Here is a 25,145-nt window from a genome sequence, read left to right on the forward strand (position 1 = left end):
CGGACTCACTGGCACTTATAGATGCACTCGTCGATGCTGAGGTGCTGGCGCTTACGGATGCACTCGTTGAAGCGGACGTGCTTGCAGACACTGATGCACTCGTCGATGCAGACGTACTTGCAGATACTGACGCGCTGGTTGAAGCGGATGTACTTGCAGATACTGACGCACTCGTTGAAGCAGACGTACTTGCACTTACAGACGCACTCGTTGATGCCGAGGTACTTGCACTTACAGACGCACTCGTTGATGCGGAGGTGCTTGCGCTTACGGACGCGCTGGTTGACGCAGACGTGCTTGCGCTTACTGACGCGCTAGTCGACGCAGACGTACTTGCGCTTGTAGACGCACTCGTTGATGCCGAAGTACTAGCACTTACCGATGCGCTAGTGGACGCAGAGGTCTTAATTGACACAGAAGCACTCGTAGACGCCGAACTGCTTGCTGAAGTTGAGGCACTAGCAGAGGCTGACTTACTTTCCGCAATAGATTCGATTGTTGAGGTAGAGGCACTGACGGATGCGGAGGTGCTTGCAGATTTGGAAGTACTTCCATCTCTTGTATCAATAAATTTACTTCCGTCAATAATGTCTTTTCTACCATCTCTATATGTGATAGTCGTTGTACCATTGTTTGAGACAGTAATACCAGTGACGTAATTGGAATTTAAAACATCTTGAGCTCTTAAATCGGGATTGCTCTTCTTGACAGCTTCACGAACTAAATTTTTTTCTACTTCTGTTAATTGATTTGGATTATTGACAAATACGGTATTTTCGGGTGTCTTAATTCTAAATCGAATAATCAGTTTAAACTGACCATTGACTTCAGCTACCTTCGCAGCATCATCCATTTCTTTCCGAGTTACATTTACATTTCCCGCGGCATCCGTAGCTACAACATAACGAGTGTAATCACCAATTGTTGTGTCTATTGGAACATTACCAAAAATTCTAACTTTTAACTGATTCCCTACTTGAGTCACAGAATACTGCAACCATTCAGTGCCTCTACCAGGTTGGTTATTATATAACCAGCGAACAACCGTTTTAGCCAAATCAAAAGCATTTGAATTATCTGTTACTGTCGCAAAATATTCAAATGACTCACCACGATAAACAGTAATTTCACTTGGAACATCAACAACTGGTCTTTCTGTGTCCTTTTCAACAACCGTTGTGTTATATCCTGCTTTATCCCAACTTCCATTTGTCGTAGCAGCAACTTGTTCAAACTCAAGCGGTAGGTTTGTATTGGTAATTTTTTTATCACTTGTTACTAAGCGGAGTCCAAGTTTGACTTCCCCACCGGTATCGTTTACTTGAGTAGTAATTCTGAGAACATTATTGTTAACAGATTCACTAGTATACAGATTCCAAGCGCCGCCTGAATTGTAGACTCCACCATTTGCAGCATTTTTACCGTTTATCGTTACTGTACGAGTTTCCTGATTACCACTTATAGATACTAGTGCACCAAGATTAGACTTCACTTGTCTTGGTGTTAGGTTAATCGTCCAAGTCAAAAGTCGAGTAGTATCATCAAAACTTGTTGTGACACTTTGAATCATGTCCCCTTTTACATCATGATATTCAACATTAGGACCAGCTTCAATTACTGCCCGACGCGTTCTTCTCCGACCTGTCTGGCTAGAAGCTTCTGATGCTTGTTTCTGGCTCCTTGTAGAAGCCCCGCTCTCCGATGTAGAAGAGATAGGTGACTGACTGGCAGAGACTGACTCTGATGCACTAGCGCTTGCACTCACTGAATCAGATGTACTTGAAGACACTGAAAGAGACTCTGATGCACTTAAGGAATCTGAGACTGCCTGAGATGTGCTGGCACTGATAGAGGCAGAGCTAGACTGTGACATTGACTCTGAAGCTGAGATGCTGGCAGAGATAGATGCACTGACAGAAGCACTGGCACTGGCTGAGGATGTATCTGATAGAGACTCTGACTCAGTATGTGAGCTTGCCGTTGCGGTTGCTGCTTCAGCAGCACTGCTTTCTTCTCCTAAAACTGTTTCACCACGTGTCGCTAAAACGTCTGTCGTGTCAATGACTTTTTCCAAAGCCAGATCTTCTTCCGCATGGACGATTGTGTTTGTCACAACAGCTCCGCCCAGCACCGCTCCCGTGGCGACAATGCCCCTCAAAAAGTCTATGCCGCTCTTCTTATCGGTAACTTGTTCTTCCGTTACCTTGAGCTCGATCGATGAAAGGCCTCCCCCCTTCATTGATCTAAAAAGGCCGAACTGTGATGTCGCAGCACGCAGCCAATGCTTACCCGATTTAATCAGCTTAAAACGAGTCACACGCTCTACTTCATGATACTTACCTTTTTGGCGTTTAAAAAACATGTATTCCCCTCATAATAATCTTATCACTATTAAAAATATTATACTGTTCTATTTTATCACAAGCTAATAAAAAAGGGCAGAATCCTTTATTACAATTATGTGAAAATTATAAAAAAGTCTAGAATAGCAAAAAAACGCCGAAGCGTTTCTGAATTGAACGGAAGACATGGGATTCGAACCCACGCACGCTTTTACACGCCTACTGCGTTTCCAACACAGCCTCTTAAGCCTCTTGAGTAATCTTCCATAAAAGAGAAAGCCCAGCTTTCTCAAAACTTTAACCATTATACCACATTACAGCCCCAACCGCCATAGTTTCCGTTAAATTTTTTCACAAATTCAACCAAAGTCCAAACATTCTGGTTCAATTCAAAGATTTCCGTCGTATCCATACGAATCACGTGCAGCTGATATGGTTTGTCCGCATCTTCTATCTTTTCAGCAGATACGAGGCTATAGCCCAGCTCTTCGACATCCTTTAGGAAACCATCTCGATCTTCCTCCGAAGCAAAATAGGCCCAATGGTCAATCTCGCGCTCCTGACTATGATCATCGCCATCCTGCTCTAGCTGGTACCAGACCCGCTGGTTAAGAATGGTCTGATACTCGTATTCATTAGGATAGAGAAAGTCAAAGTACTGATTCCATTCCTCGTCTTCTAGGGTTGCCGAGTCATAGCGGCGATCTGGAAAGTCGCGCATCACGTTCGCAATTGGCTCCAGATGGCTTTTCTTGTCTTGCAGATAGTAGTAAAACTCAATATTTCCATCTGTCGTAATCACACCAACATGAATGCCACCGACTTGCCCTAAAGCCTCAGAAAGCCGGTCCTCAATCACATTCAGCTCTTTAAACTCATCACTAGATGGAAAACCTGTCTCCCCATCGTACTGGAGGAGCGTTACCTTGAGCCTCATAGCATAAGCATAGAGAGGATAGGGAGCCTCATCAGCCAAAGCTAGATTCAGACGGATACTAGCCAACTTGTCATCTATATAGGTTGAGAAAGAGCCCCACTCACTCGGAAAAGGATCTTCAGAAGGCACATCAAGCACTGCTTCTTCAACCTTTTCTACTTTCTCTTCCTCTTGCTTCTTACCAAACAGATTCTTAAAAAAACTCATATCAAACTTCCCTTAATACTTATGAAATCAACCCAATAGAAATACAAATATTTCCTTTGTCGTCACTAACATCATTGTATTACTTTTTCAGATAGAAATCAAGATTTCCTGAACATCGTAAAAGCAAAAAACGCTGATTTCTCAACGTTTTAGAAAGACCTTAAAATAATGGAGCCGGTGGGAGTCGAACCCACGTCCAAACACCTGCTAACACATTTGTCTACAACCATAGGCTATGTATTGGTTTAACTTCACTTTGACACATAGCTCAAGCCCAAGTCAAGCGAGTCTATCAATCTCTTGCAAAATCCCTAGACTAGATTTTGCCGTAGCTTGCTCATAATAAGACCTGTCATCAGACACAAGCAATCCGAATCGGGTCACGCTGGCTGGTTTTTAGGCAGCTACAGCGTAAGAATTGTTATTTTTTGCAGTTATATTTAACTGGCGTTTTACATCCGCTAGATGGGTTGCAAAATGTGCCTCATAATGCCTGTCGAATCCGTAACGACCCCAAGACAATAAGAACATTATAACAGAATCTACTAAAGAAAGCAAAAGCCTGCAAACAGCAGGCCAGCACTTACTATCAGTTCTTAACGAATCCCCAAAGCAATTCGAGCATAGCGGCTCATCTTTTCCACCGTCCAAGCAGGGTACCAAACCAACTTAACATCCGTCTTGGTAACCTCTGGAACATCTGACATGGCATCATAGATCTGGTCCGTCAGAAGATCCGCCAGAGGGCACCCCATGGTTGTCAGGGTCATATCGATTTCCGTTTCCCCATTGGTCTCATCAAAACGGATTTCATAGATTAGACCTAGATTGACAATATCAATCCCCAACTCTGGGTCGATGACCTGCTCCAAGCTCTCTAAAATACGCGTTTTAATCTTTTCAACTTCTTCAGGGGTGTATTTTTTTTCTGACATACAATATCCTCCTTATAGATATAGCAGAAATTTCAAGTTAGCTCGAGGAGGCTTTTCTTTGCAGCTAGGATTGCCGACTTGACGCTTTCCTGCTCTGCCCCTCCTTGCTCTTCACTTTTTAATCTTCAATAAAGTCTCTGAGTGGTTTGCTACGGCTTGGATGGCGAAGTTTACGCAGGGCCTTGGCTTCAATCTGGCGGATCCGCTCGCGGGTTACATTGAAGACCTTGCCGACATCTTCTAGTGTCCGCATTTTTCCATCGTCCAGACCAAAGCGCAGACGCAAGACGTTTTCCTCGCGGTCTGTCAGCGTATCCAAGACCTCATCCAGCTGTTCACGAAGGACGACACGAGTAGTATAGTCGACTGGGTTTTCAATCACTTCATCTTCGATAAAGTCTCCCAGATGACTGTCATCTTCCTCACCGATAGGGGTCTCCAAGGAAACTGGCTCTTGAGCAATCTTGAGAATCTCACGAACCTTGTCAGGGGTCATATCCATACGCTCAGCGATTTGCTCTGGCGTCGGGTCTTGACCCAATTCCTGCAAGAGATTGCGTTGCTCGCGGACCAGCTTGTTAATGGTTTCCACCATATGGACCGGAATCCGAATGGTCCGAGCTTGGTCAGCAATCGCACGGGTAATGGCTTGACGGATCCACCAAGTCGCATAAGTTGAAAACTTAAATCCTTTGGTGTAGTCAAACTTATCAACGGCTTTCATCAGCCCCATATTTCCTTCTTGAATCAAGTCAAGGAACTGCATACCACGGCCGACATAACGCTTAGCAATGGAAACAACCAGACGAAGGTTGGCCTCAGCCAGACGCTGCTTGGCTTCCAAGTCTCCCTGTTCTACCAAGATAGCCAGTTCCTGCTCTTCTTCATTGCTGAGAAGGGGCACAACCCCGATTTCTTTCAGATACATGCGGACTGGATCATTAACCTTAGCTGAATTGCTACCTAGGAGTTCTTCATCCGTCAACTCCGCTTCTTCCTCTTCGTTATTTAAGACGCGCGCGCTGGGATTTCCTTCCTTATCTGTAATTGAGATGCCAGCATCCTGGATGCGCTGCAGCAAATCCTCAATTCCATCAGCGTCCAAAGTGAAAGGGATGACCAGCTGGTCATTGATTTCATCATCTGTCGCAACCCCTGTCTGCTTGTGGTTGCGGATAAATTCTGCAATTTGAACGTCTAATGTTGTTACTTCTTTTTGTTTTGTAGCCATTCCTACTCCATTCTTCTTTTTTGCTCAATCAAGCGCTCCAGCTCGGACAGGGCCGTATCCGTATCTCCGCTGTGAGAGGCTTCTCGAATCTTCTTACTAATAAACTGATTATGCTTGCGCAAAATCTCCCGCTCTCTGGTTGCTTCCACTTCTTTCAATTCATCTTCCAAAACCTCATCCGGCAAGTCTTCTTCTAAAACGCGGTACCAAGCCTGCTGAACATGATCTGGCAGCTGGGATAAATCCTGCGGTGTCACCTCACCATTCGCCAGCAAAATCTCATACAAGACCTGCAAGTCCTCTGAGTCAAAGACAAAGTCTTCTCTCAGCCTGTATTGGTTCAAAATCAAAGGATGATGTATCATGCGGTGGAAGATATGATTTTCCGCCCTCATGAGACGAGTCAGCCGGTTCGAAGGCGAAAACTGCATGACGACTGGTTGAGACTGCTGAGTGAGCACCTCCTGACTGCGACTAGATCGCTCAGCCAGCCGACTGTTATTTACAGTCTGCTCCACCTGCTGATAGTCAAAGTCCGGCAGCAACTCAGCCAGCATGTAAATATAGGAGTTCTGAGCTGTGATGGACTTGGTCTTCGCAATAATCGGCGCCATCTTCTCTACAAACTCAATCTGAGCCTGTAGATTTTCAATATTATCTGGTTTCAGATGATGCAGCAGAAACTCCACATTACTTATTCGCGTTTTACTTAGCAAATGCTGCAGATCTTCCTCAGAATTTTTAGCGAGAAATTCATCGGGGTCCAAATTATCAGGAATCCGAACAATTTCCACCGTCATATCTCTCAGCTCATCCAAAGCCTTAGCAGTCGCCGCCTGCCCAGCCCTATCTCCATCGTAAGACAGGATAATCTTCTTACAATACTTACTCAGATGCTGGACATGCTCAGGCGTCAGAGCAGTTCCCATAGAGGCCACCGCATTTTCAATCCCAGCTCGATAAGCCGCAATCACATCCATGAAGCCTTCCATCAGATAAACCTCATGGCTCTTCTTGATAACCGGCTTGGCCTTATCCAGATGATAGAGCTCGTAGCTTTTATTGAAAATAGCGGTGCTACGACTGTTTTTGTACTTGGCCTGATGGCCGTCTGAAGCCGCCTCTTGCCAAATCCGCCCGGAAAAGGCCACAACCTGCCCACTGTCATTGGTCAGGGGAAACATAATCCGGTTCTGAAAAGCATCATAGACCAGATTATTCTCCGCTAGATTGAAGAGGCCTGAGTTCATGATGGTATTCTCATCAAACTTGCCAGCCATACTCTTATGAAGATAATTGCCCTCATTAGGAGCCAGCCCGATTTGAAAATGCTTAAGAACATCATCTGTCAGACCCCGCTGGTAGAGATAAGCCCGCGCTTCCTCTCCCATCTTAGTCGTCATCAGGACCGCATGGTAAAACTTCGCTGCCTCAGTATGGATATCGTAGAGAGCCTGATGCGGATGGCTTTGTCTCGGTCGGTCATTGCCCGCTGTCTCTACAGCCAAGGGAATCCCTGCCCGCTCTGCTACAATCTGCACAGCATCCATAAAGGAAACGCCTCGATAATCTTCAATGAATTTGAAGACATCGCCCGACTTGCCGCAGCCAAAACAGTGATAAAACTGCTTGTCCTCTACAACGTTAAAAGAGGGCGTCTTTTCGCCATGAAAGGGACAGAGTCCCAGATAATTCCGCCCGGCCTTAGTCAAGGCCACTGTTTCTCCTATGACATCGACGATATTGACGCTGTTTTTAATTTCAGAAATGATTTCTTTATCAATCAAGAGACAATACCTCCAATTTATCATAGAATATCATTCTATATTTTATACTAAAATGATGCAAATGTAAAATATTTGACAAGCAAATATCTTGAGGATGTCATATAAATAAGCTATAATATAATCTCATTAATAAATTCTTGAAAGGAAAGAAAGAATGTTAAAGGATCTTAAAGAATTCTTGCTGCGCGGGAACGTGATTGATTTGGCAGTCGGTGTAATCATCGCCAACGCTTTTGGAGCAATCGTCACTTCATTGATTACTGACGTAATCACTCCTCTCTTCCTCAACCCAATTTTGAAAGCTGCAAAATTGGAGCAAATTGCTGATCTGAAATGGAACGGGATCGCTTATGGTAACTTCTTGAGCGCTGTAATTAACTTCTTGGTAATCGGTACTGTTCTCTTCTTCATCGTCAAGTCTGCTGAAAAAGCACAAAGCCTTGCTAAGAAGAAGGAAGAAGTTGAAGAAGCGCCAGCTGGACCAACTGAATTGGAAGTCCTGCAAGAAATCAAAGCTTTGTTGGCTGAGAAAAAATAAAGAGAATTCACTGATGAAAATCAGTGTTTTTTTCTTTCATGTTGCTCATAATCATCCTCTTCTCTCCAAATAACCAAAACAAAAAACAGACCGGAGTCTGCTTTTTTGTTCAATTAGAATTTTTTACGTTTACGAGCTGCTTCTGATTTGCGTTTGCGTTTTACAGAAGGTTTTTCATAGAATTCACGTTTGCGTGTTTCTTGAAGAGTACCAGCTTTAGTAACCGCACGTTTGAAACGACGAAGTGCATCATCAAGTGATTCATTCTTGCGTACTACTGTTTTTGACATTTTTTTCACTCCCTTCAAGTCCAAAATCTATATAATCATACCACATATAGAAAAGAGTGTCAAGTATTTTCTGTAAGTATAATGTAGCTCCTTTTTATGATACAAACAAGAAGACCAACTGCTCTGCTGCAGCTGGTCTTCTTTTGCTTAGAGGGTTTTACGCTTCTTAGCAGCTTTGGAAAGGGAAATGTCCTGCACCTTATCATAGAACAGGAACTGCTGAATGAGCTCTCTGTCGCTCATGTCAGGATTCAAGTCAACAACATAGTCCAGCTTGATAGACTTCTTTTCAGCCGACTTGAGAGATGTCAGTTCGGCTGATTTACAAGTCGTTTCAAAGATAGCATCAAAGAGTACTTCGTAGTCAAAGTCAGCTGGAACCTGAACCTGGACATAACGTCTGGTCGGACTGACTGAAGTAAAGCTCATCTTTTCAAAGAGCATCCAGATGCCTGAAATAGCTAGAGTAAAGACAATTCCCAGTGCTACAAAGCCCATCCCCGTTGTAATCCCAATAGCCGTCGCCATAAAGATGGCTAGAAGCTCCTTGGAGCCACCCGCGGCCGACCGGAAGCGAATCAAACTGAAAGTCCCTGCTACGGCGACACTGGTGCCCAAATTTCCATTAACCAAGAAGATGATAATGGAAATAATGGCTGGCAAAAGGGAGAGGGTGACGACAAATTCCTTGGTATAAATGGTTTGGCGCTTATAGACCTTGGCCAAGATAATTCCTAAAACCACACTAGTTGCTAGTGAAAAAATCAATGCTAAAGGATTTATCTTGACTTCCGTAGAGGAGTAGATACTGTTAAATAACTGATTGAGCATAGACTACCTCCTTAGGCCTTGACTGTTTGAGTCAGCCTTTCTTTAGTTTTCAGGTAGGCATTGCCGTATTTTGAGAAGGACTGGTCTTCAAGACCGTATTTGTTCAGAATATCAGCCAACCACTGAGGATATTGACCAGGAACCTTGATTTCCATAATTACCTTGTCGTCATCCAGCAAGGGCAGTCCATAGCGGCCTAAAGCCAAGTCTACATCATAATCACGGTAGCGGATGTTGGAATCAACTGTCACACGGACTTTTTTATCTTCCAAGCCTCTCATAGAGTAGCGATCATAGCTAATCACCATTTTTGGCTTCAAGTCTATATAGCGCTCCTGTAACTGCTCCACTTCTGCCTTGACCCAATCATCAGAAATAGTATGGTCTGCCACACCGTTCACAATATAGTTGGTCACAGAGAGAGGATTCGAAACCAAACGGTATTTGAAACCTACTTCATCCCGTTTCTTCTTGATTTCCAAGAAAACTTGACTATCATCATTCGGCTGCTCAGCATAAGTCCGCATCCGCATTTTTTCGCGACCGCCTTTTCTGGCAATAGAATCCTGAATCATCTGGAACTCATCATTATCAAAATACACATTAGAAATGGTTGATGTCGCATAATCATCTGCGGTGAGGTAAGGTCTCATGTCAGCTTCAAGACGAGCTAGCATTGCCCGGTCAAGAATATACTTCGTTTCGATTCGTTGGAAATTTGTTTGGATTTGCTTTTGTTTCATTTGAATTCTCCTTTGATTCTACAAGTGTAGTTTATGCTTTTAAAAGAAATAGAGCTTCCGCTCTGCATCCTACAAGCGTCTGGATAAGCTTTGCTTTCTTCTCCTTTCCAAGCAGTATTTTTCAAAAACATTCTACAAATGTAGTTTATAAGTATATTCTACAATTGTCGTTTGTGAATGTCAAGAAAAAAGATAAATAATCTTTCAGTTTTTTTAGCATTAGGAAACTAAGTACAAACTGTAAGCAAAATCGACCTAAAATAAAGATAAACTGATGACAAACTGCTCTTGGAGGATTGTAAAATCCCCCTTTGAGAAGATAATAAAATTCTACCAGTCTAAGCTTTTAAGAAACTTAAACTGGCAGAATCCTTTATTTAATCGTCATCATGGTCATCATCGTCCGGATCATCGGTGTCTGTCGTATGAGAGGAACTGTTCTGAGTCGGAGTTTGAACAGTCGCTGTACTGGCTCCAGTAGAGCCCGCTGCTCCAGTATTACCTGTGCCTGCAGTAGCGCTGTTGTCAGCTGGAGTTGATGCAGCAGACGAGGATGGACTGACTTCTTTTTCGACCGTTACTGTCTTTTCGACAATGGTATGCTGCTTGGATTGGATTAGTTTTCCATCCTTAGCATTGACAATGGTTTCATGGGCTGTTTGCCCATGTGAGAAGCGGATTTTATAGGTGTCTTTCTCACGCGAAATTTGTAAATCTTTAATATCTTTTTCAGAAAGAGATAGCTCTTTTAAGACGGACGCTAAAGCCTGACGCTGACTGAGTCCTTGAGACTGTTTTTGTCCCGTCACAGGCTTGCTTTGTTGAGCTTCTGGGCTTTCTAAGGCAAAGACCGAGCTAGTCAAGAGCAAAAGGAGAGGGACTGCTACTACAAAGGCTGCAGACAGAAACCTCTTAGGCAGGCGGTTATCCATAATACCGACAATCCGCCGCTTGAGATTAAACTTGTCAGAGTAAAAGCAGGTTGTCAGAGCAATTGGAGTCTTCTTACTGCGGTCTATCATGGTCAAAATCGTTTCACCGTAGAAAGTCCGATACTCTGTATCTCTACTGCTCAGAACATCGTAGTCACAGTACATTTCTCCTGCTTCCTGGGTTTCCCGGCAGGCAAAGCGGACAACTGGATTAAACCAGTGCAGACTCTTGGCAAAAATTCCCAAAAGATTAACTAAAACATCGCGGTGCTTATAGTGAGTCAGCTCATGCTTGAAAATCAGCTGCAGCTCTTCTTCTGTGTAGTCCAACTCTGGCAGCACGATTAAAATATCTCTGAAACCTAGCAGCATAGGACTTTGGGACATAGGATAGTGGAGCAGACGAATCCGGCCCTTAACTCCCATCTCCTGCTGAACAGCTCGTAGCTGAGCCATCGCTTCTTCGTCCTGAAACTCCGTACCCCAGCGCTTCAGCATCTTTCTGAAGCGAATATAAGAATAGGCGTATCTTCCTATACTAAAGACAAAGCCAATCAGCCAGATGGTAAAGAGAATTTCAAACCAAGGCAGGTTTAGAAAAGCCTCCCACAGATTTGTCTGGGCAGCCTTTTCAACAGTTTGAGAGGCGCCCTGCGTTCCACCTGTCTGGGTGGCAGTCACTGCTGTCTGAACTACCGATCCTGTATTCAGCCGAATCAGGCCTGAGCCAAACTGAGGACGGAACGGAAACAGAAAACTCAGCAATATCAGAAACCAAATAAAATACTTCACTCTGACCGAAATCTTAGTCTTAAAGGCCGTAAAAAGCAGACTAAGCAAAAGCACCAAAATGGATGTCGACAAACTGGTCAGAAGAAAAGAAAGAAGGAACTGTTTCATGCTTATCCCTCCATCCTACTTTCCTTGGTTGAGCAGACTGCGCAGCTCATTCAATTCATTTTCCGAAAAGGAGTTAGAAGAAAAGAGTGTTTTGACAAAACCGCCCATTGAACGGCCGCTGTGACGCTTCAAGAAATCCGAAGCCTCAACTTCCAGATACTCATCTTCTGAGATCAAGGCTGTATACTGCCTTTCACGCCCCTTACGGACACTTTCTAAAAAGCCCTTTTCAGTCAAGCGAGCCAAGACTGTCAGCAAAGTCTGGGGCTTCCAGTGATTGTCTGGTCCCAGCTTTTCCATGATACGGGCAGAAGTCGTCGGGGTAGGCAGTTGCCAAATTACCTTTAAAATAGTAAATTCCCCGTCTGGCAAACGTTTAATAGATCTTTTCATCGTTCCCACGCACTTTCTAAATTAATGCTATTTCTAATTTTATTCTACACTTGTCTAATAAAAAAGTCAATCATTATATAAAAAAAGAGTGGGAAATCAATTTTCCTCACTCTATTTAGAAAAATAAACTAAGCAGGGTCAGCATAGCCAGCCCTCCCTGCTTGAACAGGATTTTGGGGTCACTGGTCACTGCACCGTAAGCAGCTACCAAAATGATATAAACCATAAAAATTCCCAGCCAAAACGAACTAGGCTGTACAAAGGACGCAATCAAGACCAAAACAGCTATCAATCCGTTATAAACTCCTTGGTTTTTGAAAAGAGTATTGACCGACTGCTGCTCCAACTCCTCTTGCGACATGCCGAAAATCCGAGCTGTCGCCGCAGAAGTCGTCGCGAAGGTCTCTAAGTACAGGATGTAGAAAAATTCCAAGGCAACCAAGCTTGCCAAAATAAGTGTAATAATAGACATTTTGCCCTCCTAAAATAAATAATGAAACTTAGTATAACACAGACTGACTGGAACTGCGAAAACATCGCTCAAAAATGGACGGTCTGTATAAAAACAAACACTAAAAATACTGAAGAAAAAAAGCGTAGCAGAAATCAGCAATTTCTGACTAGATGTGATACAATCTTTTTTGAAAAATGGAGGTAAATTATGTTAACCTATGATTTAATTGTCATCGGCTTTGGGAAGGCCGGTAAAACATTGGCAGCCAAAATGGCGTCCCAAGGAAAAAAAGTTGCTTTGATTGAGCGAAGCAAGGCTATGTACGGGGGAACCTGTATCAATATCGCCTGCATCCCAACCAAGACCCTGCTTATCGCAGCTGAAAAAGGCCTGGCTTTCGACCAAGTCATGGCTGAAAAGAATGCTGTAACCAGCCGTCTCAACGGGAAGAACTACGCAGCAATCAGTGGCGCTGGTGTCGACATCATTGATGCGGAAGCTCATTTTCTTTCAAATAAGGTCATCGAAATCACAGTTGGCGATGAAAAAGAGGAACTGACTGCTGAAACTATTGTTATCAATACCGGTGCCGTTTCCAATGTCCTGCCAATTCCTGGACTGACTGAAACCGAGCATGTCTATGACTCAACTGGCATTCAAAATCTGAAGGAACTTCCTAAACGCTTGGGAGTTCTGGGCGGCGGTAACATCGGACTAGAATTCGCTGGACTCTACAACAAATTGGGCAGTCAGGTGACTGTGCTGGATGCTGCACCTGTCTTTCTCCCTCGAGTAGAGCCTTCTATCGCTGCTCTAGCTAAGCAATACATGGAAGAAGACGGAATCCAACTCTTACAAAATGTACGTACCACACAGGTCAAAAATGATGGTGACGAAGTTGTAGTTGTGACAGAATCTGGAGAATTCCGCTTTGATGCCCTACTCTATGCTACCGGTCGTAAGCCGAATGTTGAACCACTACAGTTGGAAAATACAGATATCGAGCTGACAGAGCGCGGAGCGATTAAGGTCGATAAGCACTTGGAAACATCTGTACCTGGTGTATTTGCAGCGGGCGATGTCAATGGCGGTCTGCAGTTTACTTATATCTCATTGGATGACTTCCGTATCCTTTATAGCTATCTGGCTGGCGATGGCAGCTACACACTGGAAGACCGTAAAAACGTCCCTACCAGCATGTTCATCACACCACCTTTGGCTCAAATCGGATTGACTGAAAAGGAAGCCAAAGAGCAAGGCCTGCCGATTGCAGTTAAGGAGATTCCAGTCGCAGCAATGCCTCGTGGACATGTCAATGCTGACTTACGCGGTGCCTTCAAGGCTGTTGTCAACACTGAAACCAAGGAAATCGTCGGAGCGACTATCTTCTCAGCTGGGGCTCAGGAAATTATCAATATCCTGACTGTAGCCATGGATAATAAGATTCCTTACACCTACTTGAGCAAGCAAATCTTCACCCACCCAACGTTGGCTGAAAACCTCAATGATTTATTTGTTATCTAATTTTAAGCCCCAGATGGGGCTTTTAAGATGGCTTCAAAACATTTGCTTACATCTCAACCCCTTTTTGTGGTACAATAATGCTAGTTTATTTTAAAAAGATTGAGGAAAATTATGTCTGAACTGTATGATATTACGATTGTCGGTGGCGGTCCAGTTGGCCTATTCGCAGCTTTTTACGCTCATCTGCGCCAAGCCAAGGTTAAAATCATTGATTCCCTGCCTCAGCTGGGTGGTCAGCCGGCCATTCTCTATCCAGAGAAGAAGATTCTGGATGTACCGGGCTTTACCAATCTAAGTGGCGAAGAACTGACACAGCGTCTGATTGAGCAGTTGGAAACTTTCCAGACTGAGATTTGCCTCAATGAAACGGTGCTGGATATCGTTAAATCTGATGATGGCTTCACCATCACGACTTCTCAAGCCCAGCATCAAACCAAAACCATCATCATTGCCATGGGAGGCGGCGCCTTCAAACCGAGGGCTTTGGAGTTAGACGATGCTGAATCTTTCAGCAACCTCCACTATCACGTTTCAAACATCAGTCAGTATGCTGGCAAAAAGGTTGTTATTCTGGGAGGTGGTGACTCGGCTGTTGACTGGGCACTAGCTTTTGAAAAAATCGCAAAAACCAGCCTGGTTCACCGTCGGGATAACTTCCGGGCTTTAGAGCATAGTGTGGAAGAACTCAAGGCTTCTAGTGTTGAGATTAAGACACCATTTGTACCCAGTCGATTGGTTGGTGAAAATGGCAAGATAACCCACTTGGAAATCAGCCAAGTCAAAGGAGAGGAAAGTCAGCTTCTGCCTCTGGATCACCTCTTTGTCAACTACGGTTTTAAATCCTCTGTCGGCAATCTCAAAGATTGGGGCTTGGAACTTAACCGTCACAAGATTTTAGTCAACAGCAAGCAAGAAACTTCCATGCCAGGTATCTATGCGGCTGGAGACTGCTGTAGCTATGAGGGGAAAATTGACCTGATTGCGACTGGGCTGGGTGAGGCACCTACTGCTGTCAACAATGCCATTAACCATATCTATCCTGAGCAAAAAGTCCAACCCAAACATTCTACAAGCCTATAAAAAAACAGCTGCTGAGCTCGAGCTCAGCAGCTTTTATAATTCATCTGCGATTTTATTAATCTTTCTCAAGCGATGATTGACACCGCTCTTAGTCAGTGGCTGTCTCAGACTATCAGCTAGCTGCTGGATGGAGTAGTCTGGATGTTGGATACGAAGCTGGGCTACCTCCTGCAGGTCTACAGGTAAACTCTCAATGCCGATATTATCGCTGATTTTAGCAATATTGTTGATGGTTTTCATACTGGCTGTGACCGTACGAGCGATGTTCGCTGTCTCCGCATTATTAGCGCGGTTGAGGTCATTGCGCGCTTCCCGCATGAGCTTAAGAGACTCAAACTCAGCCATGGCTTCCATAGCACCGATGACAATGAGAAAATCCATGATGTCTTCAGCCCGCTGCAGATAAGTGACAGCCCCCTTCTTGCGCTCAATGGTCTTGGCATCCAGCAGAAAACGGCGCATCAAGGCAGCCAAATCCTCAGCATGATCCAGATAAACGGACAGGATTTCCAGCTGGTACTTACCTGAATCTGGCTCCCTCATACTGCCATTTGAGAGAAAGGCTCCCCGGAGGTAGGATCTGCTAGCTTCGTCATCTGACAAAATGGCCTGGTCAATCCCGGCCTCGATACCAAAAAAGGAGTCAGCCAAGTGCAGATCAGAAAGGATTTCTTCTACTTTCTGATCTAGAAATACTGTATAAACTCGATTCTTGCGCAAGTTGGTCTTCTGATGATGGCGGATTTCTGACTTGACCTGATAAAGGTCCGACAGTAACTCATAGAGATGGCGGGCAATCTTAGCATTTTCTGTTGTGACAGACAGGGTCAAACCACTGCTGGCCAAGCCCAAACTGCCAGACATCTTGATCATGGCTGACAGCTCATTTTTATCTCTGCTTGCCAGACTCAACAGTTCTTCTTTTACTTTTACTGTAAAGCTCATTTGCGTACCTGTATAATCTGCATCAATTCGTCAACGACCAACTCACCATCATGGAACGCTCCGCCATTTTCCAAACGAAGAAAGTTCGAAGAAATAACGCGCGGAACCTGCTCTTGTAATCCTTGAAAATCATGCTCCACCTGTACCAGATATTCGTCAAACTGGTTGCTGTCCATGTACTCATGAGGGACAGGTTCGATATTAACCAAGACTGTATCTACAAACTTCCTGCCTAAATGACGGTGCAGGACTTGGACGTGATCGCTGTCTGAAAAATGCTCTGTTTCGCCGCGCTGGGTCATGATATTGCAGACATAGGCCACTTCTGCCTTGGTATCCAAAAGAGCTTGACCAATTTCCTCGATAACGAGATTAGGCAAGATTGAGGTAAATAGCGAACCTGGTCCCAGAACCACCATATCGCTTTCCAGGATACTTTCAACCACCTTTTTGCTAGCAGCAGGCTTCTTGTCATCATAGGTATTGGTAACATAGACCCGCTCAATCATCCCGCTCTTGCTGGTCAGATTGCTCTCACCTACAACTTCCGTCCCATCTGCAAACACAGCATGCAGAGTTAGTGGATTGTCGCTAGAAGGGTAAATTTTTCCTGTCGTATGGAAAAATTTGGTCAGAAGCTGCATGGCATTATAAGTTGAGCCCTGCATTTCGGAAATGCCGGCAATAATCAGATTGCCCAAGGGATGCCCCGCTAGAACACCGTCTCCTTCCGCAAAGCGATACTGGAAGACCTTCTCATAAAACTTTGGCATGTCGGACATAGCTACCAGGACATTTCGCAAGTCACCTGGCGGAGTTAACTGCTGGATGTTTTTCCGCAGCTCACCAGAACTGCCGCCATCATCTGCTACTGTAACAATGGCTGTAATCTCTACGTCCTTTTTACGCAGGCTGTCTAAAATAACTGAAATTCCTGTTCCACCGCCAATGACTGTAATTCGTGGCTTTCTCATGAGCGGTTCACCGTTTCTTTCCGACGGTTTTTGTCGCGGTGACTGGCATTGACCGGCCAATTTTTAGCCAAATCATCTGCTAAGCGCTGAGCAAAGGCTACACTGCGGTGCTGACCACCTGTACAGCCAACAGCAATCGTCAGGATAGACTTTCCTTCCTTCTGATAGCCTGGCAAAATGGGCTCGATCAAGCCCAGCAGATGCTGGTAAAATTCTTCTGACTCGGCATGGTTCATGACATAGTCAAAGACATCCTTGTCCAAGCCTGTCTGATTGCGTAGCTCAGGCTTATAGTAGGGATTAGGCAGAAAGCGCACATCAAAAACCAAGTCAGCATCCAAGGGCAGACCGTATTTGAAACCAAAACTCATAACCTCAATGCGGAAACTATGCATGTCAGCCTGATTTGAAAATTGCTCAGAGATGGTCTTTCTGAGCTCCCGTGGTGTCAAATCTGTTGTGTCCACAACATTTTGGCTGAGATTCTTCAGAGGGGCTAAGAGTTCACGCTCCAGTTTAATCCCATCTAAAATCCGTCCATCAGCTGCCAACGGATGGCTGCGACGCGTTTCCTTGTAACGAGCCACTAACTCCTTATCCGCCGCATCTAGAAAAAGAATCTTGAAATCTATATTCTCATTTTGCTCTAAATCATCCAAAACGTTCTGGATTTGCAAAAAGAAGGAACGGCTGCGCATATCGACAACCAGAGCCAATTTATCATTGTCAGTAGTCCCTTCGACCAGCTGCAAGAACTTCGGCACCAGAGTTGGCGGCATATTGTCGATGGTAAAATAACCTAAGTCTTCAAAGGACTGGATGGCTACGGTTTTCCCCGCCCCGCTCATTCCAGTCACAATGACAAGCTGAATTTTCTTCTCAGACATAATAATCCTTTCATCAGATAGAATCTGTCAAAGAGTGGTTTTCCCCCGCTCTTTTTTAGAGAATCTCGGCAATAACCTCAATCTCAATCTTCACATCCTTAGGCAGGCGAGCCACTTCGACTGCTGAACGAGCTGGAAATGCTTCTGTAAAGGCCGTTTTGTAAACTTCATTAAAGGCCACAAAATCATTGATATCACTCAAGAAGCAAGTAGCCTTGACTACATGGTCAAAATCTGTTCCAGCGGCTTCCAAAATGGCTGAAACATTTTTCAGCACCTGCTGGGTCTGCTCTTCAATAGTCGTCCCAATGATTTCTCCAGTTTCAGGAGACAGGGGAATTTGCCCGCTCGCGAACAAAAGATTGCCGACAATTTTTCCTTGAACATAAGGTCCAATCGCTGCTGGTGCTTTATCTGTATGAATCGTTTTTGCCATAATTATCACTTCTCCTACTTATTTTTTTCATTATACCATAAAAAGATGGGGGTGACCATGTTAGGCTTACTCCCATTGACTTTTTCCTTATTTTTATTTATGATAGAAAAATAGAGAAATCAAAACCTCGGTTTTGGACTGGTTCGAAAACTTCCCAGAATAAAAAACTAAGTGCCTTTATATTGTATATAAAATGTCTTGCGCATAGTTTTTTTGCTGTCTCCTCGATTAGTCAGACAGTTAAGAGGTTGGGACCGATTGTCTCAACCTCATTTTTATATAAGCAAAGGAGAACTCATGAAAAGAAAAGTCATTATCGACTGCGACCCTGGTATAGATGATAGTCTAGCCCTAATCTATGCAATTCAACATCCCAATCTAGAAGTAGTAGCACTGACCATCGTCGCTGGAAATGTCCCAGTAGACCTTGGTGTTGAAAATGCCTTTAAAATATTAGAAAAACTGAACCGGCTAGATATACCAGTCTATGCAGGGGCAGAAAAACCTCTAGTCCGCGATTTTGTTTCAGCTCAAGATACCCACGGTATGGATGGTTTAGGCGAGAGCAGAATCAATCGAACAAGCAATTGTCAGCCCCAGCCTCAGAAAGCATCTGAATTTCTGGCTACCTATTTCCAGAAGGCTCAGGACACTTCACTAATCGCCTTGGGACCATTGACTAATCTAGCAATGGCAATAAAGCAAAATCCCCAAATTGGAAAACATATCAAACGCTTTGTCAGTATGGGCGGCAGCTACAAATCTCATGGCAACTGCTCACCTGTAGCCGAGTATAACTACTGGTGTGACCCACACGCCGCTCAATTTGTCTATCAAAAGTTAGGCCGAAAAATCGAGATGGTTGGACTAGATGTCACACGCGCCATCGTCCTCACCCCCAATCTATTAGAGTACATGCGTTTTCTACAGCCAGAAGTAGCTGAGTTTGTCGGTCGTATCACGCGTTTCTACTGGGACTTTCACTGGGAATATGAACACATCATCGGCTGTGTCATCAACGATCCGCTGGCTATTGCTCATTTTCTGCATGAAGATCTTTGTATGGGCTTCGACTCCTATGTTGAAATCGTGACCGAAGGCATTGCTCTTGGACAGACCGTGGTTGATGCTTATAACTTCTATCATAAACCAGCCAATGCCTATATTGCAACTCAAGTCAGTCCCTCACTCTTCTTCCAAGACTTCTTAGCTATCCTCCTGAATCAGCCTAAGGAAACGATTGCTCGAGACCTATCATCACTTTTATGAGGAAAATTTTATCATGAAAAAATCGACACCCCTTATCCTAAGCTTCTTGTCTATCTGTATCTCTCTCAACTACGTGGGAGCTAATATTGCACTATTTCTGAAATTACCTATCTATCTAGATACCTTTGGAACGATTCTAGCTAGCTTGACCTTAGGGCCTCTTGCTGGGGCTGGCGTTGCCTTTCTCAGCGCCCTCATTGGCTGGATGACAACCGATATCTTTTCTCTCTACTACTCGCCAGCCGCTATCATCATTGCTCTTTCAGCAGCTTGGTTTTTTAAAGAAAAAGGAAGCTTAAAGCTCAGTCTTCTCTGGAAAACCCTATTGGTAGCCCTTCCGGGTACCCTAGTAGCCTCTGCAATCACTGTCCTGCTCTTCGGGGGCATAACATCCAGCGGATCCAGCCTCATCGTCCAAGCCCTGCGGGGAATGGGAGTCAACCCCGTCCTTAGTATCGTCCTCGTACAAATACTAACTGACTATGCAGACAAGCTTATCGTTCTAGGTGTCTGCCTAGCTGCTCTCCCTCGAATAAAAGCAGTCAGCCCTAAAATCTTTGCTTAAAACAAAGGTTAATTACCTTAACGAATACATCTTTGGCGCAAAAAAGCAGCTGAGTAGGATTATTTCCTGCTCAGCTGCTTTTTATCTTATTCCTCTTCTGCTTTCGCTAATGCTTCTCTTTCCAGACGCAGCTTGCGTTTGGGGTTGAGTTTATTAAAGAGCTCTTCTAGTTTTTCTGCATTCCAGACGTCGGCTGCAGAGACAAAATTTCCATTTTCATCGCGGAAGGATATTGGTTTATCACCCATTGCAAGCCTCCTTAGTCAACGAATTCAAACTCAAACTTGCCGATGCGAACCAAATCCCCATCCTTGGCTCCGCGATCACGAAGGGCTTCATCAACGCCCATACCACGCAGCTGACGGGCAAATTTCATGACTGCCTCATCGCGGTCAAAGTTAGTCATATTAAAAAGTTTCTCAAGTTTATCACCAGACAGCACCCAAGTCGCATCATCATCACGAGAAATTTCAAAGGCTGGTGCTTCTTCGTCAAAGCCATAGTAAGCTTCTTCTTCCATTTCAGACTCATCATAAAGCAAGAACTCTGGTGTCTTATCCAGTAACTCTGCAGTCGCATCCAAGAGAGTCGCAAGTCCTTGCTTAGTCAGACTGGAAATTGGGAAGATTTGTGGCAGCTCCGCAAACTCATCATAATTAGCCGCTAATTTCTCTTTGAATACCTTGAGATTTTCAGCACTATCTGGCATATCCATCTTGTTAGCAACAATAATCTGCGGGCGCTCCATAAGACGAAGATTATAGGATTCCAACTCTTTATTGATAGCTAGATAGTCCTCATAAGGATCACGCCCCTCACTAGCTGACATATCGATGACATGCAGGATGACCCGTGTCCGCTCAATATGACGGAGAAACTGAGTTCCCAGTCCGACCCCTTGGCTGGCTCCCTCAATCAAACCTGGTAGATCTGCTACTGCAAAGGACTCTCCAGAGTGAGTACGAACCATTCCTAGATTGGGCACGATTGTCGTAAAATGATAGGCACCAATCTTAGGCTTAGCTGCTGTGATAACACTAAGCAGAGTTGATTTTCCGACAGATGGGAAGCCAACCAGACCAACATCTGCTAGGACCTTAAGCTCAAGCAGAAGCTCCCGTTCTTGACCTGGTTCTCCGTTCTCAGAAATCTCTGGAGCAGGATTTTTAGGCGTTGCAAAGCGGATATTTCCACGACCACCTCGGCCACCACGCGCTACGATAAATTCTTGGCCATTTTCTACCAAGTCCGTCAGCACCTTGCCCGTCTCAGCATCACGAACCGTCGTCCCCTGCGGTACACGAACAATCAAGTCCTCAGCTCCACGGCCATGCATACCCTTGGTCATACCCTTTTCACCAGACTGAGCCTTGAAGTGGCGATTGTAGCGAAAATCCATCAGGGTGCGCAGGCCCTCGTCTACAACAAAAACAACATTGCCGCCACGACCGCCATCACCGCCCCAAGGACCGCCATTAGGAACATATTTTTCACGGCGAAAGGCCACCATGCCATCGCCACCATTGCCAGCCTTAACTTGAATCTTGGCCGTATCTAAAAACATACTCATTTTTTCTATTCTCTTTTTCTAGTCTAAAAAAACGCCCTGAAGCGTTTGGATTAAAAGATTGCGCTGAGAGCGGAAGCAAAGATAGCTCCAACTGTCACGATGAGCATGATAATCACGACCAGCATCGTCAATTTTTCAAATCCTGTTTTTTTACGTTGTCCGTTATCTCCAAAAGCCACGATAACACCTCTATCCTTTAAAAATTACTAGGTCTATTCTAACATGATTACTCCGTTTTTTCAAATGGAAAAGTATGTAAAAAGGCTTTAAGAGAAAACTCTTAAAACCTTTGAATTTTATCTAGTCTTTTTTTGAAGAAAGACATAGCTTCCAAAGCCAACTAAGATTGCCAAACCTGCAACTGACAGCCAAAGTGTCGTTTCTTGACCAGTTTTTGGTAAAACTTTCTTAGTAGCTGGTTTTCCTGTTTCTTGACTACTTGGATCTTCCCCTTTTGGATCTTTCTCTTTAGATTGTCCAGGATCGTGAGCTCGATAAGTATTAGTGAATGTAGGCTCTGCATCATAAGTAACAGCACCTAAGAATTCACCTTTCACATTTGTTACTTTAACAGTTAATTTAGCTTCCTTATCATCATAGATATAATCTGGACTGTCCCCAGGAATCTCTTTGATGGTATAGCTATAAGTACCCTCAGCATTATAGTTTAAAGCGTTAAAGTTAATCGAACCATCAGCTTCGTTAGTTGCAGTCTGTACCAAATTACCATCCGCATCATAGAGTCCGAAAGTAAACTGACCTTTTTCTAATTTCTTCTCGCCTACTAATATTTTCTTAGCGTGAATTAGGACATCCTTTTGAATTTCTGCACTACCATTACCAGAACCTTCTTCCAAACGAACTGATTTAGTAATCGTTCTAGCTGTTGGAAAATTACTTGCAGTCCAAGAAAGCTGGTTATTAACCACACTTCCTACTTTTGTGCCTTCAGGCACACGAGTAGAATACTCAATGTACATTGGCCAATTGTAGTTATCACCAAAATTAATGGTAAAACCATTAGCTTCGCCTTTGTCATTTTTTGAGAGAACTGCTTTTTTAGTGAAATTATCCAGAACAGGCAAGCTCAGCAAGTGTGCTTCATTACGAATCCCACCATCTACAGGAGCATAACGAACTGCACGCAGTGTTCCTGGAACTAATGTCAGGCCATCACCAAAGTTATCAGAAATTACCATATCACGAAGCATATCTTGTCTTGCATTCAAGATAATACGCCATTTAACAATGTTCGGATCGGATTTATCCTGATAGCCGTATTTCATCTCATACTCACCAGCAGAACCATCGTCTTTTTTATATTGGAAAGAAAACTCTGTTTGACCAAATCTGAACTGAAGTGCTGTAGAATTTGGTACAGTCTCATTATTAACTTTTACGTTGAATCTCAACGACATTTTCTTATTCTCAGGCAATCGAGTAAAGTAGTCTGAGAAAGTGACCGTAACTGCCTGAGTTGTTGGATCTGCTTTAGCTGAACCAACGACTTCTCCTTTATCATTTACCACATCAAAGACCTGAAAATTCAATGGTGTGATTAAAGTTAACTCTTTTGGCAAAGCAAATGTCAAAGTATCTCCAGAACTAATTACTTGAGAATCAGGAAAAGCAAAGTTACTTGTAACTTCCAAAGCTTCATTACTAATAACGGTAGTATCTTTAGTTATTTGTGCCCCGTTCTTAGTCATAATTACTTCATTAGTATACTCAGTAATTTCTGATGCATTAACATTCGCAGCAAAACGACCACCTACAATAATAGCGGCTAATAAAATTAAAATTTTAAGAAAAATATTATTTTTATCTTTCATTTTATGCTCCTTTCAATGCTTATTATACCAATTACATGTCTTTTTTGCAACATTTTGCCTTAAAGTGTTTAATTATGCAACTAAGACCCAAAAAACCAAGACATTATGTCTCAGTTTCTTTACGTTTATTACTCAATCCCAATTTCATCTCGAACAACATTAGCAATGGTATCTACATAATAATTTACTTCTTCGTCAGTTGGTGCTTCAGCCATGACCCTCAGCAGAGGCTCTGTTCCGCTCGGACGAACCAAAATTCGACCATTGCCAGCCATTTCGGCTTCCATTCTCTCAATCACCGTCTTGATAGCTGGAACTTCCATCGCCTTATCTTTCATGCTGTTTTCCACACGGATATTGACTAGTTTCTGCGGATAGATGGTTACTTCAGAAGCTAATTCAGATAGTTTTTTACCTGTTTCCTGCATGACCTTGGTCAATTGCACAGCTGAAAGCTGACCGTCACCTGTCGTATTGTAGTCCATGATGATAACATGCCCAGACTGCTCGCCACCTAGATTGTAGCCATTCTTGCGCATTTCCTCTACAACATAGCGGTCACCGACTGCGGTCACAGCCTTTTGAATACCTTCACGCTCCAAAGCCTTATGGAAGCCTAGGTTAGACATGACGGTCGTAACAATGGTATTCTGCGCCAGCTCGCCTTTCTCAGACAGGTACTTACCGATAATGTACATAATCTTGTCACCATCTACCAGCTCACCATTCTCATCCACTGCAATGAGGCGGTCGCTATCTCCATCAAAGGCCAGACCAATCGCTGCACCAGACTCACGAACTACTTCCTGCAAAGCTTCTGGATGCGTAGAGCCAACATTCAGATTGATATTGAGGCCATCTGGATTTTCTCCGATAATCGTCAACTGTGCGCCTAGATCCGCAAAAATCTGACGGGCGCTGGTTGAAGCCGCACCGTTGGCCGTATCTAAAGCTACATGCATTCCTTCTAGTTCTAAGCCAGTTGAAACCAAGTATTGTTGGTACTTGCGCAGTCCTTCTGGATAGTCCACCAAGTCACCCAATCCTTCTGCGCTTGGACGTGGCAAAGTATCTTCTGCTGCATCCAGCAAAGCTTCGATTTCCAACTCACACTCATCATCCAGCTTATAGCCGTCACCACCAAAGAATTTGATACCATTATCCAAAGCTGGATTGTGGCTGGCAGAAATCATGACTCCGGCGCTGGCTTTCTCTGACTTGACCAGATAAGCTACACCAGGCGTTGCAATGACACCCAATTTATAGACATGAATCCCAACGGACAAAAGTCCTGCAACCAAGGCGCTTTCCAGCATTTCTCCTGAAATTCGAGTGTCCCGGCCAACAAAGACCCGAGGAACTTCACTTTCGTGCTGACTCAGAACATAACCACCAAAGCGGCCAAGTTTAAAGGCCAATTCCGGCGTTAATTCCACATTTGCTTCTCCGCGAACACCATCAGTTCCAAAGTATTTACCCATTATAAATAGTTTCCTTTCATAAGACCTGGATGTAAAGATTTAGGCTGCAAGCAAGGCAGAAC

25 protein-coding genes, 1 tRNA gene, 1 other RNA gene and 1 riboswitch are annotated in these 25,145 nt (G+C 44.0%); of the genes, 5 read left to right on the forward strand and 22 right to left on the reverse strand.

Annotated features, from left to right (window positions below; genetic code table 11):
* The 7 genes from AX677_RS09325 to dnaG form a co-directional block, all read right to left on the reverse strand.
* The coding region (locus AX677_RS09325; RefSeq protein WP_156445982.1) for an accessory Sec-dependent serine-rich glycoprotein adhesin at positions 1-2,362 on the reverse strand (2,362 nt) is incomplete at its 3' end.
* A 158-nt stretch (positions 2,363-2,520) separates the two neighbouring features.
* Positions 2,521-2,608, reverse strand: a tRNA-Ser gene (locus tag AX677_RS04000).
* Between the two features lie 38 nt (positions 2,609-2,646).
* The gene (locus tag AX677_RS04005) at positions 2,647-3,486 is read right to left on the reverse strand and encodes a DUF695 domain-containing protein (RefSeq protein WP_060976250.1); all 840 of its coding nucleotides are present in this window, start codon (positions 3,484-3,486) and stop codon (positions 2,647-2,649) included.
* 166 nt (positions 3,487-3,652) lie between these two features.
* Positions 3,653-4,001, reverse strand: a transfer-messenger RNA (tmRNA) gene (ssrA, locus tag AX677_RS04010).
* Between the two features lie 81 nt (positions 4,002-4,082).
* Positions 4,083-4,421, reverse strand: a complete 339-nt coding sequence (locus AX677_RS04015; protein WP_002933024.1) for a metal-sulfur cluster assembly factor — start codon at positions 4,419-4,421, stop codon at positions 4,083-4,085.
* 118 nt (positions 4,422-4,539) lie between these two features.
* Complete coding sequence (rpoD, locus tag AX677_RS04020) at positions 4,540-5,652, reverse strand: RNA polymerase sigma factor RpoD (RefSeq protein ID WP_002897871.1); 1,113 nt, start codon at positions 5,650-5,652, stop codon at positions 4,540-4,542.
* 2 nt (positions 5,653-5,654) lie between these two features.
* Positions 5,655-7,439 carry a DNA primase gene (gene dnaG, locus AX677_RS04025; protein WP_331709058.1) on the reverse strand — a complete coding sequence of 595 codons (1,785 nt, stop codon included), beginning with the start codon at positions 7,437-7,439 and terminating at the stop codon, positions 5,655-5,657.
* Between the two features lie 154 nt (positions 7,440-7,593).
* Between dnaG and mscL the strand changes: the two genes are divergently transcribed.
* Entirely contained in the window at positions 7,594-7,977 is a 384-nt protein-coding gene (mscL, locus tag AX677_RS04030; RefSeq protein ID WP_060976252.1) for a large conductance mechanosensitive channel protein MscL, read from the forward strand.
* A 113-nt stretch (positions 7,978-8,090) separates the two neighbouring features.
* On the opposite strand, the gene rpsU is transcribed toward mscL, so the two are convergent.
* The 6 genes from rpsU to AX677_RS04060 form a co-directional block, all read right to left on the reverse strand.
* A complete protein-coding gene (gene rpsU / locus AX677_RS04035; RefSeq protein ID WP_000048054.1) occupies positions 8,091-8,267 on the reverse strand; it encodes a 30S ribosomal protein S21 in 177 nt (58 codons plus the stop codon).
* Between the two features lie 147 nt (positions 8,268-8,414).
* The gene (locus AX677_RS04040) at positions 8,415-9,098 is read right to left on the reverse strand and encodes a DUF4956 domain-containing protein (protein WP_002895949.1); all 684 of its coding nucleotides are present in this window, start codon (positions 9,096-9,098) and stop codon (positions 8,415-8,417) included.
* Between the two features lie 11 nt (positions 9,099-9,109).
* Positions 9,110-9,841: a polyphosphate polymerase domain-containing protein gene (locus AX677_RS04045; protein WP_060976253.1), complete on the reverse strand. Its 732-nt coding sequence runs from the start codon at positions 9,839-9,841 to the stop codon at positions 9,110-9,112.
* A gap of 377 nt (positions 9,842-10,218) precedes the next feature.
* A complete protein-coding gene (locus AX677_RS04050) occupies positions 10,219-11,673 on the reverse strand; it encodes a M56 family metallopeptidase (RefSeq protein ID WP_060976254.1) in 1,455 nt (484 codons plus the stop codon).
* Between the two features lie 15 nt (positions 11,674-11,688).
* Positions 11,689-12,066: a BlaI/MecI/CopY family transcriptional regulator gene (locus AX677_RS04055; RefSeq protein ID WP_060976255.1), complete on the reverse strand. Its 378-nt coding sequence runs from the start codon at positions 12,064-12,066 to the stop codon at positions 11,689-11,691.
* Positions 12,067-12,181: 115 nt separating this feature from the next.
* Positions 12,182-12,538: a DUF1304 domain-containing protein gene (locus tag AX677_RS04060; protein ID WP_060976256.1), complete on the reverse strand. Its 357-nt coding sequence runs from the start codon at positions 12,536-12,538 to the stop codon at positions 12,182-12,184.
* A gap of 189 nt (positions 12,539-12,727) precedes the next feature.
* On the opposite strand from AX677_RS04060, the gene AX677_RS04065 reads away from it, so the two are divergent.
* Positions 12,728-14,044 carry an FAD-containing oxidoreductase gene (locus tag AX677_RS04065; protein WP_060976257.1) on the forward strand — a complete coding sequence of 439 codons (1,317 nt, stop codon included), beginning with the start codon at positions 12,728-12,730 and terminating at the stop codon, positions 14,042-14,044.
* A 111-nt stretch (positions 14,045-14,155) separates the two neighbouring features.
* Positions 14,156-15,124 (forward strand): NAD(P)/FAD-dependent oxidoreductase, encoded by a 969-nt coding sequence (locus AX677_RS04070; RefSeq protein ID WP_060976258.1) that lies wholly within the window; start codon positions 14,156-14,158, stop codon positions 15,122-15,124.
* 33 nt (positions 15,125-15,157) lie between these two features.
* Here the strand turns inward: AX677_RS04070 and whiA are convergent, their stop codons facing one another.
* The 4 genes from whiA to AX677_RS04090 are packed head-to-tail and all read right to left on the reverse strand — an operon-like array spanning position 15,158 to position 18,366.
* Positions 15,158-16,069 carry a DNA-binding protein WhiA gene (gene whiA / locus AX677_RS04075; protein ID WP_060976259.1) on the reverse strand — a complete coding sequence of 304 codons (912 nt, stop codon included), beginning with the start codon at positions 16,067-16,069 and terminating at the stop codon, positions 15,158-15,160.
* Positions 16,066-17,043, reverse strand: a complete 978-nt coding sequence (locus AX677_RS04080) for a YvcK family protein (protein ID WP_060976260.1) — start codon at positions 17,041-17,043, stop codon at positions 16,066-16,068. The genes whiA and AX677_RS04080 overlap by 4 nt, the downstream gene beginning before the upstream one ends.
* Positions 17,040-17,930 (reverse strand): RNase adapter RapZ, encoded by an 891-nt coding sequence (gene rapZ, locus AX677_RS04085; protein WP_060976261.1) that lies wholly within the window; start codon positions 17,928-17,930, stop codon positions 17,040-17,042. Before rapZ ends, AX677_RS04080 begins: the two co-directional genes overlap by 4 nt.
* A gap of 55 nt (positions 17,931-17,985) precedes the next feature.
* A complete protein-coding gene (locus AX677_RS04090) occupies positions 17,986-18,366 on the reverse strand; it encodes a RidA family protein (RefSeq protein WP_002895964.1) in 381 nt (126 codons plus the stop codon).
* A gap of 132 nt (positions 18,367-18,498) precedes the next feature.
* A riboswitch (PreQ1 riboswitch) is annotated at positions 18,499-18,543 on the forward strand.
* A gap of 120 nt (positions 18,544-18,663) precedes the next feature.
* Between AX677_RS04090 and AX677_RS04095 the strand changes: the two genes are divergently transcribed.
* Complete coding sequence (locus AX677_RS04095) at positions 18,664-19,635, forward strand: nucleoside hydrolase (protein WP_060976262.1); 972 nt, start codon at positions 18,664-18,666, stop codon at positions 19,633-19,635.
* 13 nt (positions 19,636-19,648) lie between these two features.
* Complete coding sequence (locus tag AX677_RS04100) at positions 19,649-20,200, forward strand: hypothetical protein (RefSeq protein ID WP_060976336.1); 552 nt, start codon at positions 19,649-19,651, stop codon at positions 20,198-20,200.
* Between the two features lie 86 nt (positions 20,201-20,286).
* On the opposite strand, the gene AX677_RS09040 is transcribed toward AX677_RS04100, so the two are convergent.
* The 5 genes from AX677_RS09040 to glmM form a co-directional block, all read right to left on the reverse strand.
* Complete coding sequence (locus tag AX677_RS09040; protein WP_002895966.1) at positions 20,287-20,448, reverse strand: hypothetical protein; 162 nt, start codon at positions 20,446-20,448, stop codon at positions 20,287-20,289.
* A gap of 11 nt (positions 20,449-20,459) precedes the next feature.
* The gene (obgE, locus tag AX677_RS04105; protein ID WP_002906917.1) at positions 20,460-21,770 is read right to left on the reverse strand and encodes a GTPase ObgE; all 1,311 of its coding nucleotides are present in this window, start codon (positions 21,768-21,770) and stop codon (positions 20,460-20,462) included.
* A gap of 50 nt (positions 21,771-21,820) precedes the next feature.
* Positions 21,821-21,949, reverse strand: a complete 129-nt coding sequence (locus AX677_RS09045; RefSeq protein ID WP_002895969.1) for a DUF4044 domain-containing protein — start codon at positions 21,947-21,949, stop codon at positions 21,821-21,823.
* Between the two features lie 117 nt (positions 21,950-22,066).
* On the reverse strand, positions 22,067-23,602 hold the full coding sequence (locus AX677_RS04110) for an Ig-like domain-containing protein (RefSeq protein WP_002932998.1): 1,536 nt from the start codon (positions 23,600-23,602) through the stop codon (positions 22,067-22,069).
* A 128-nt stretch (positions 23,603-23,730) separates the two neighbouring features.
* The gene (glmM, locus tag AX677_RS04115; protein WP_060976263.1) at positions 23,731-25,083 is read right to left on the reverse strand and encodes a phosphoglucosamine mutase; all 1,353 of its coding nucleotides are present in this window, start codon (positions 25,081-25,083) and stop codon (positions 23,731-23,733) included.
* Between the last annotated feature and the right edge of the window lie 62 nt (positions 25,084-25,145).

The sequence above is a fragment of the Streptococcus sp. CCH8-C6 genome, from assembly GCF_001557225.1.
Taxonomy (GTDB): domain Bacteria; phylum Bacillota; class Bacilli; order Lactobacillales; family Streptococcaceae; genus Streptococcus; species Streptococcus sanguinis_C.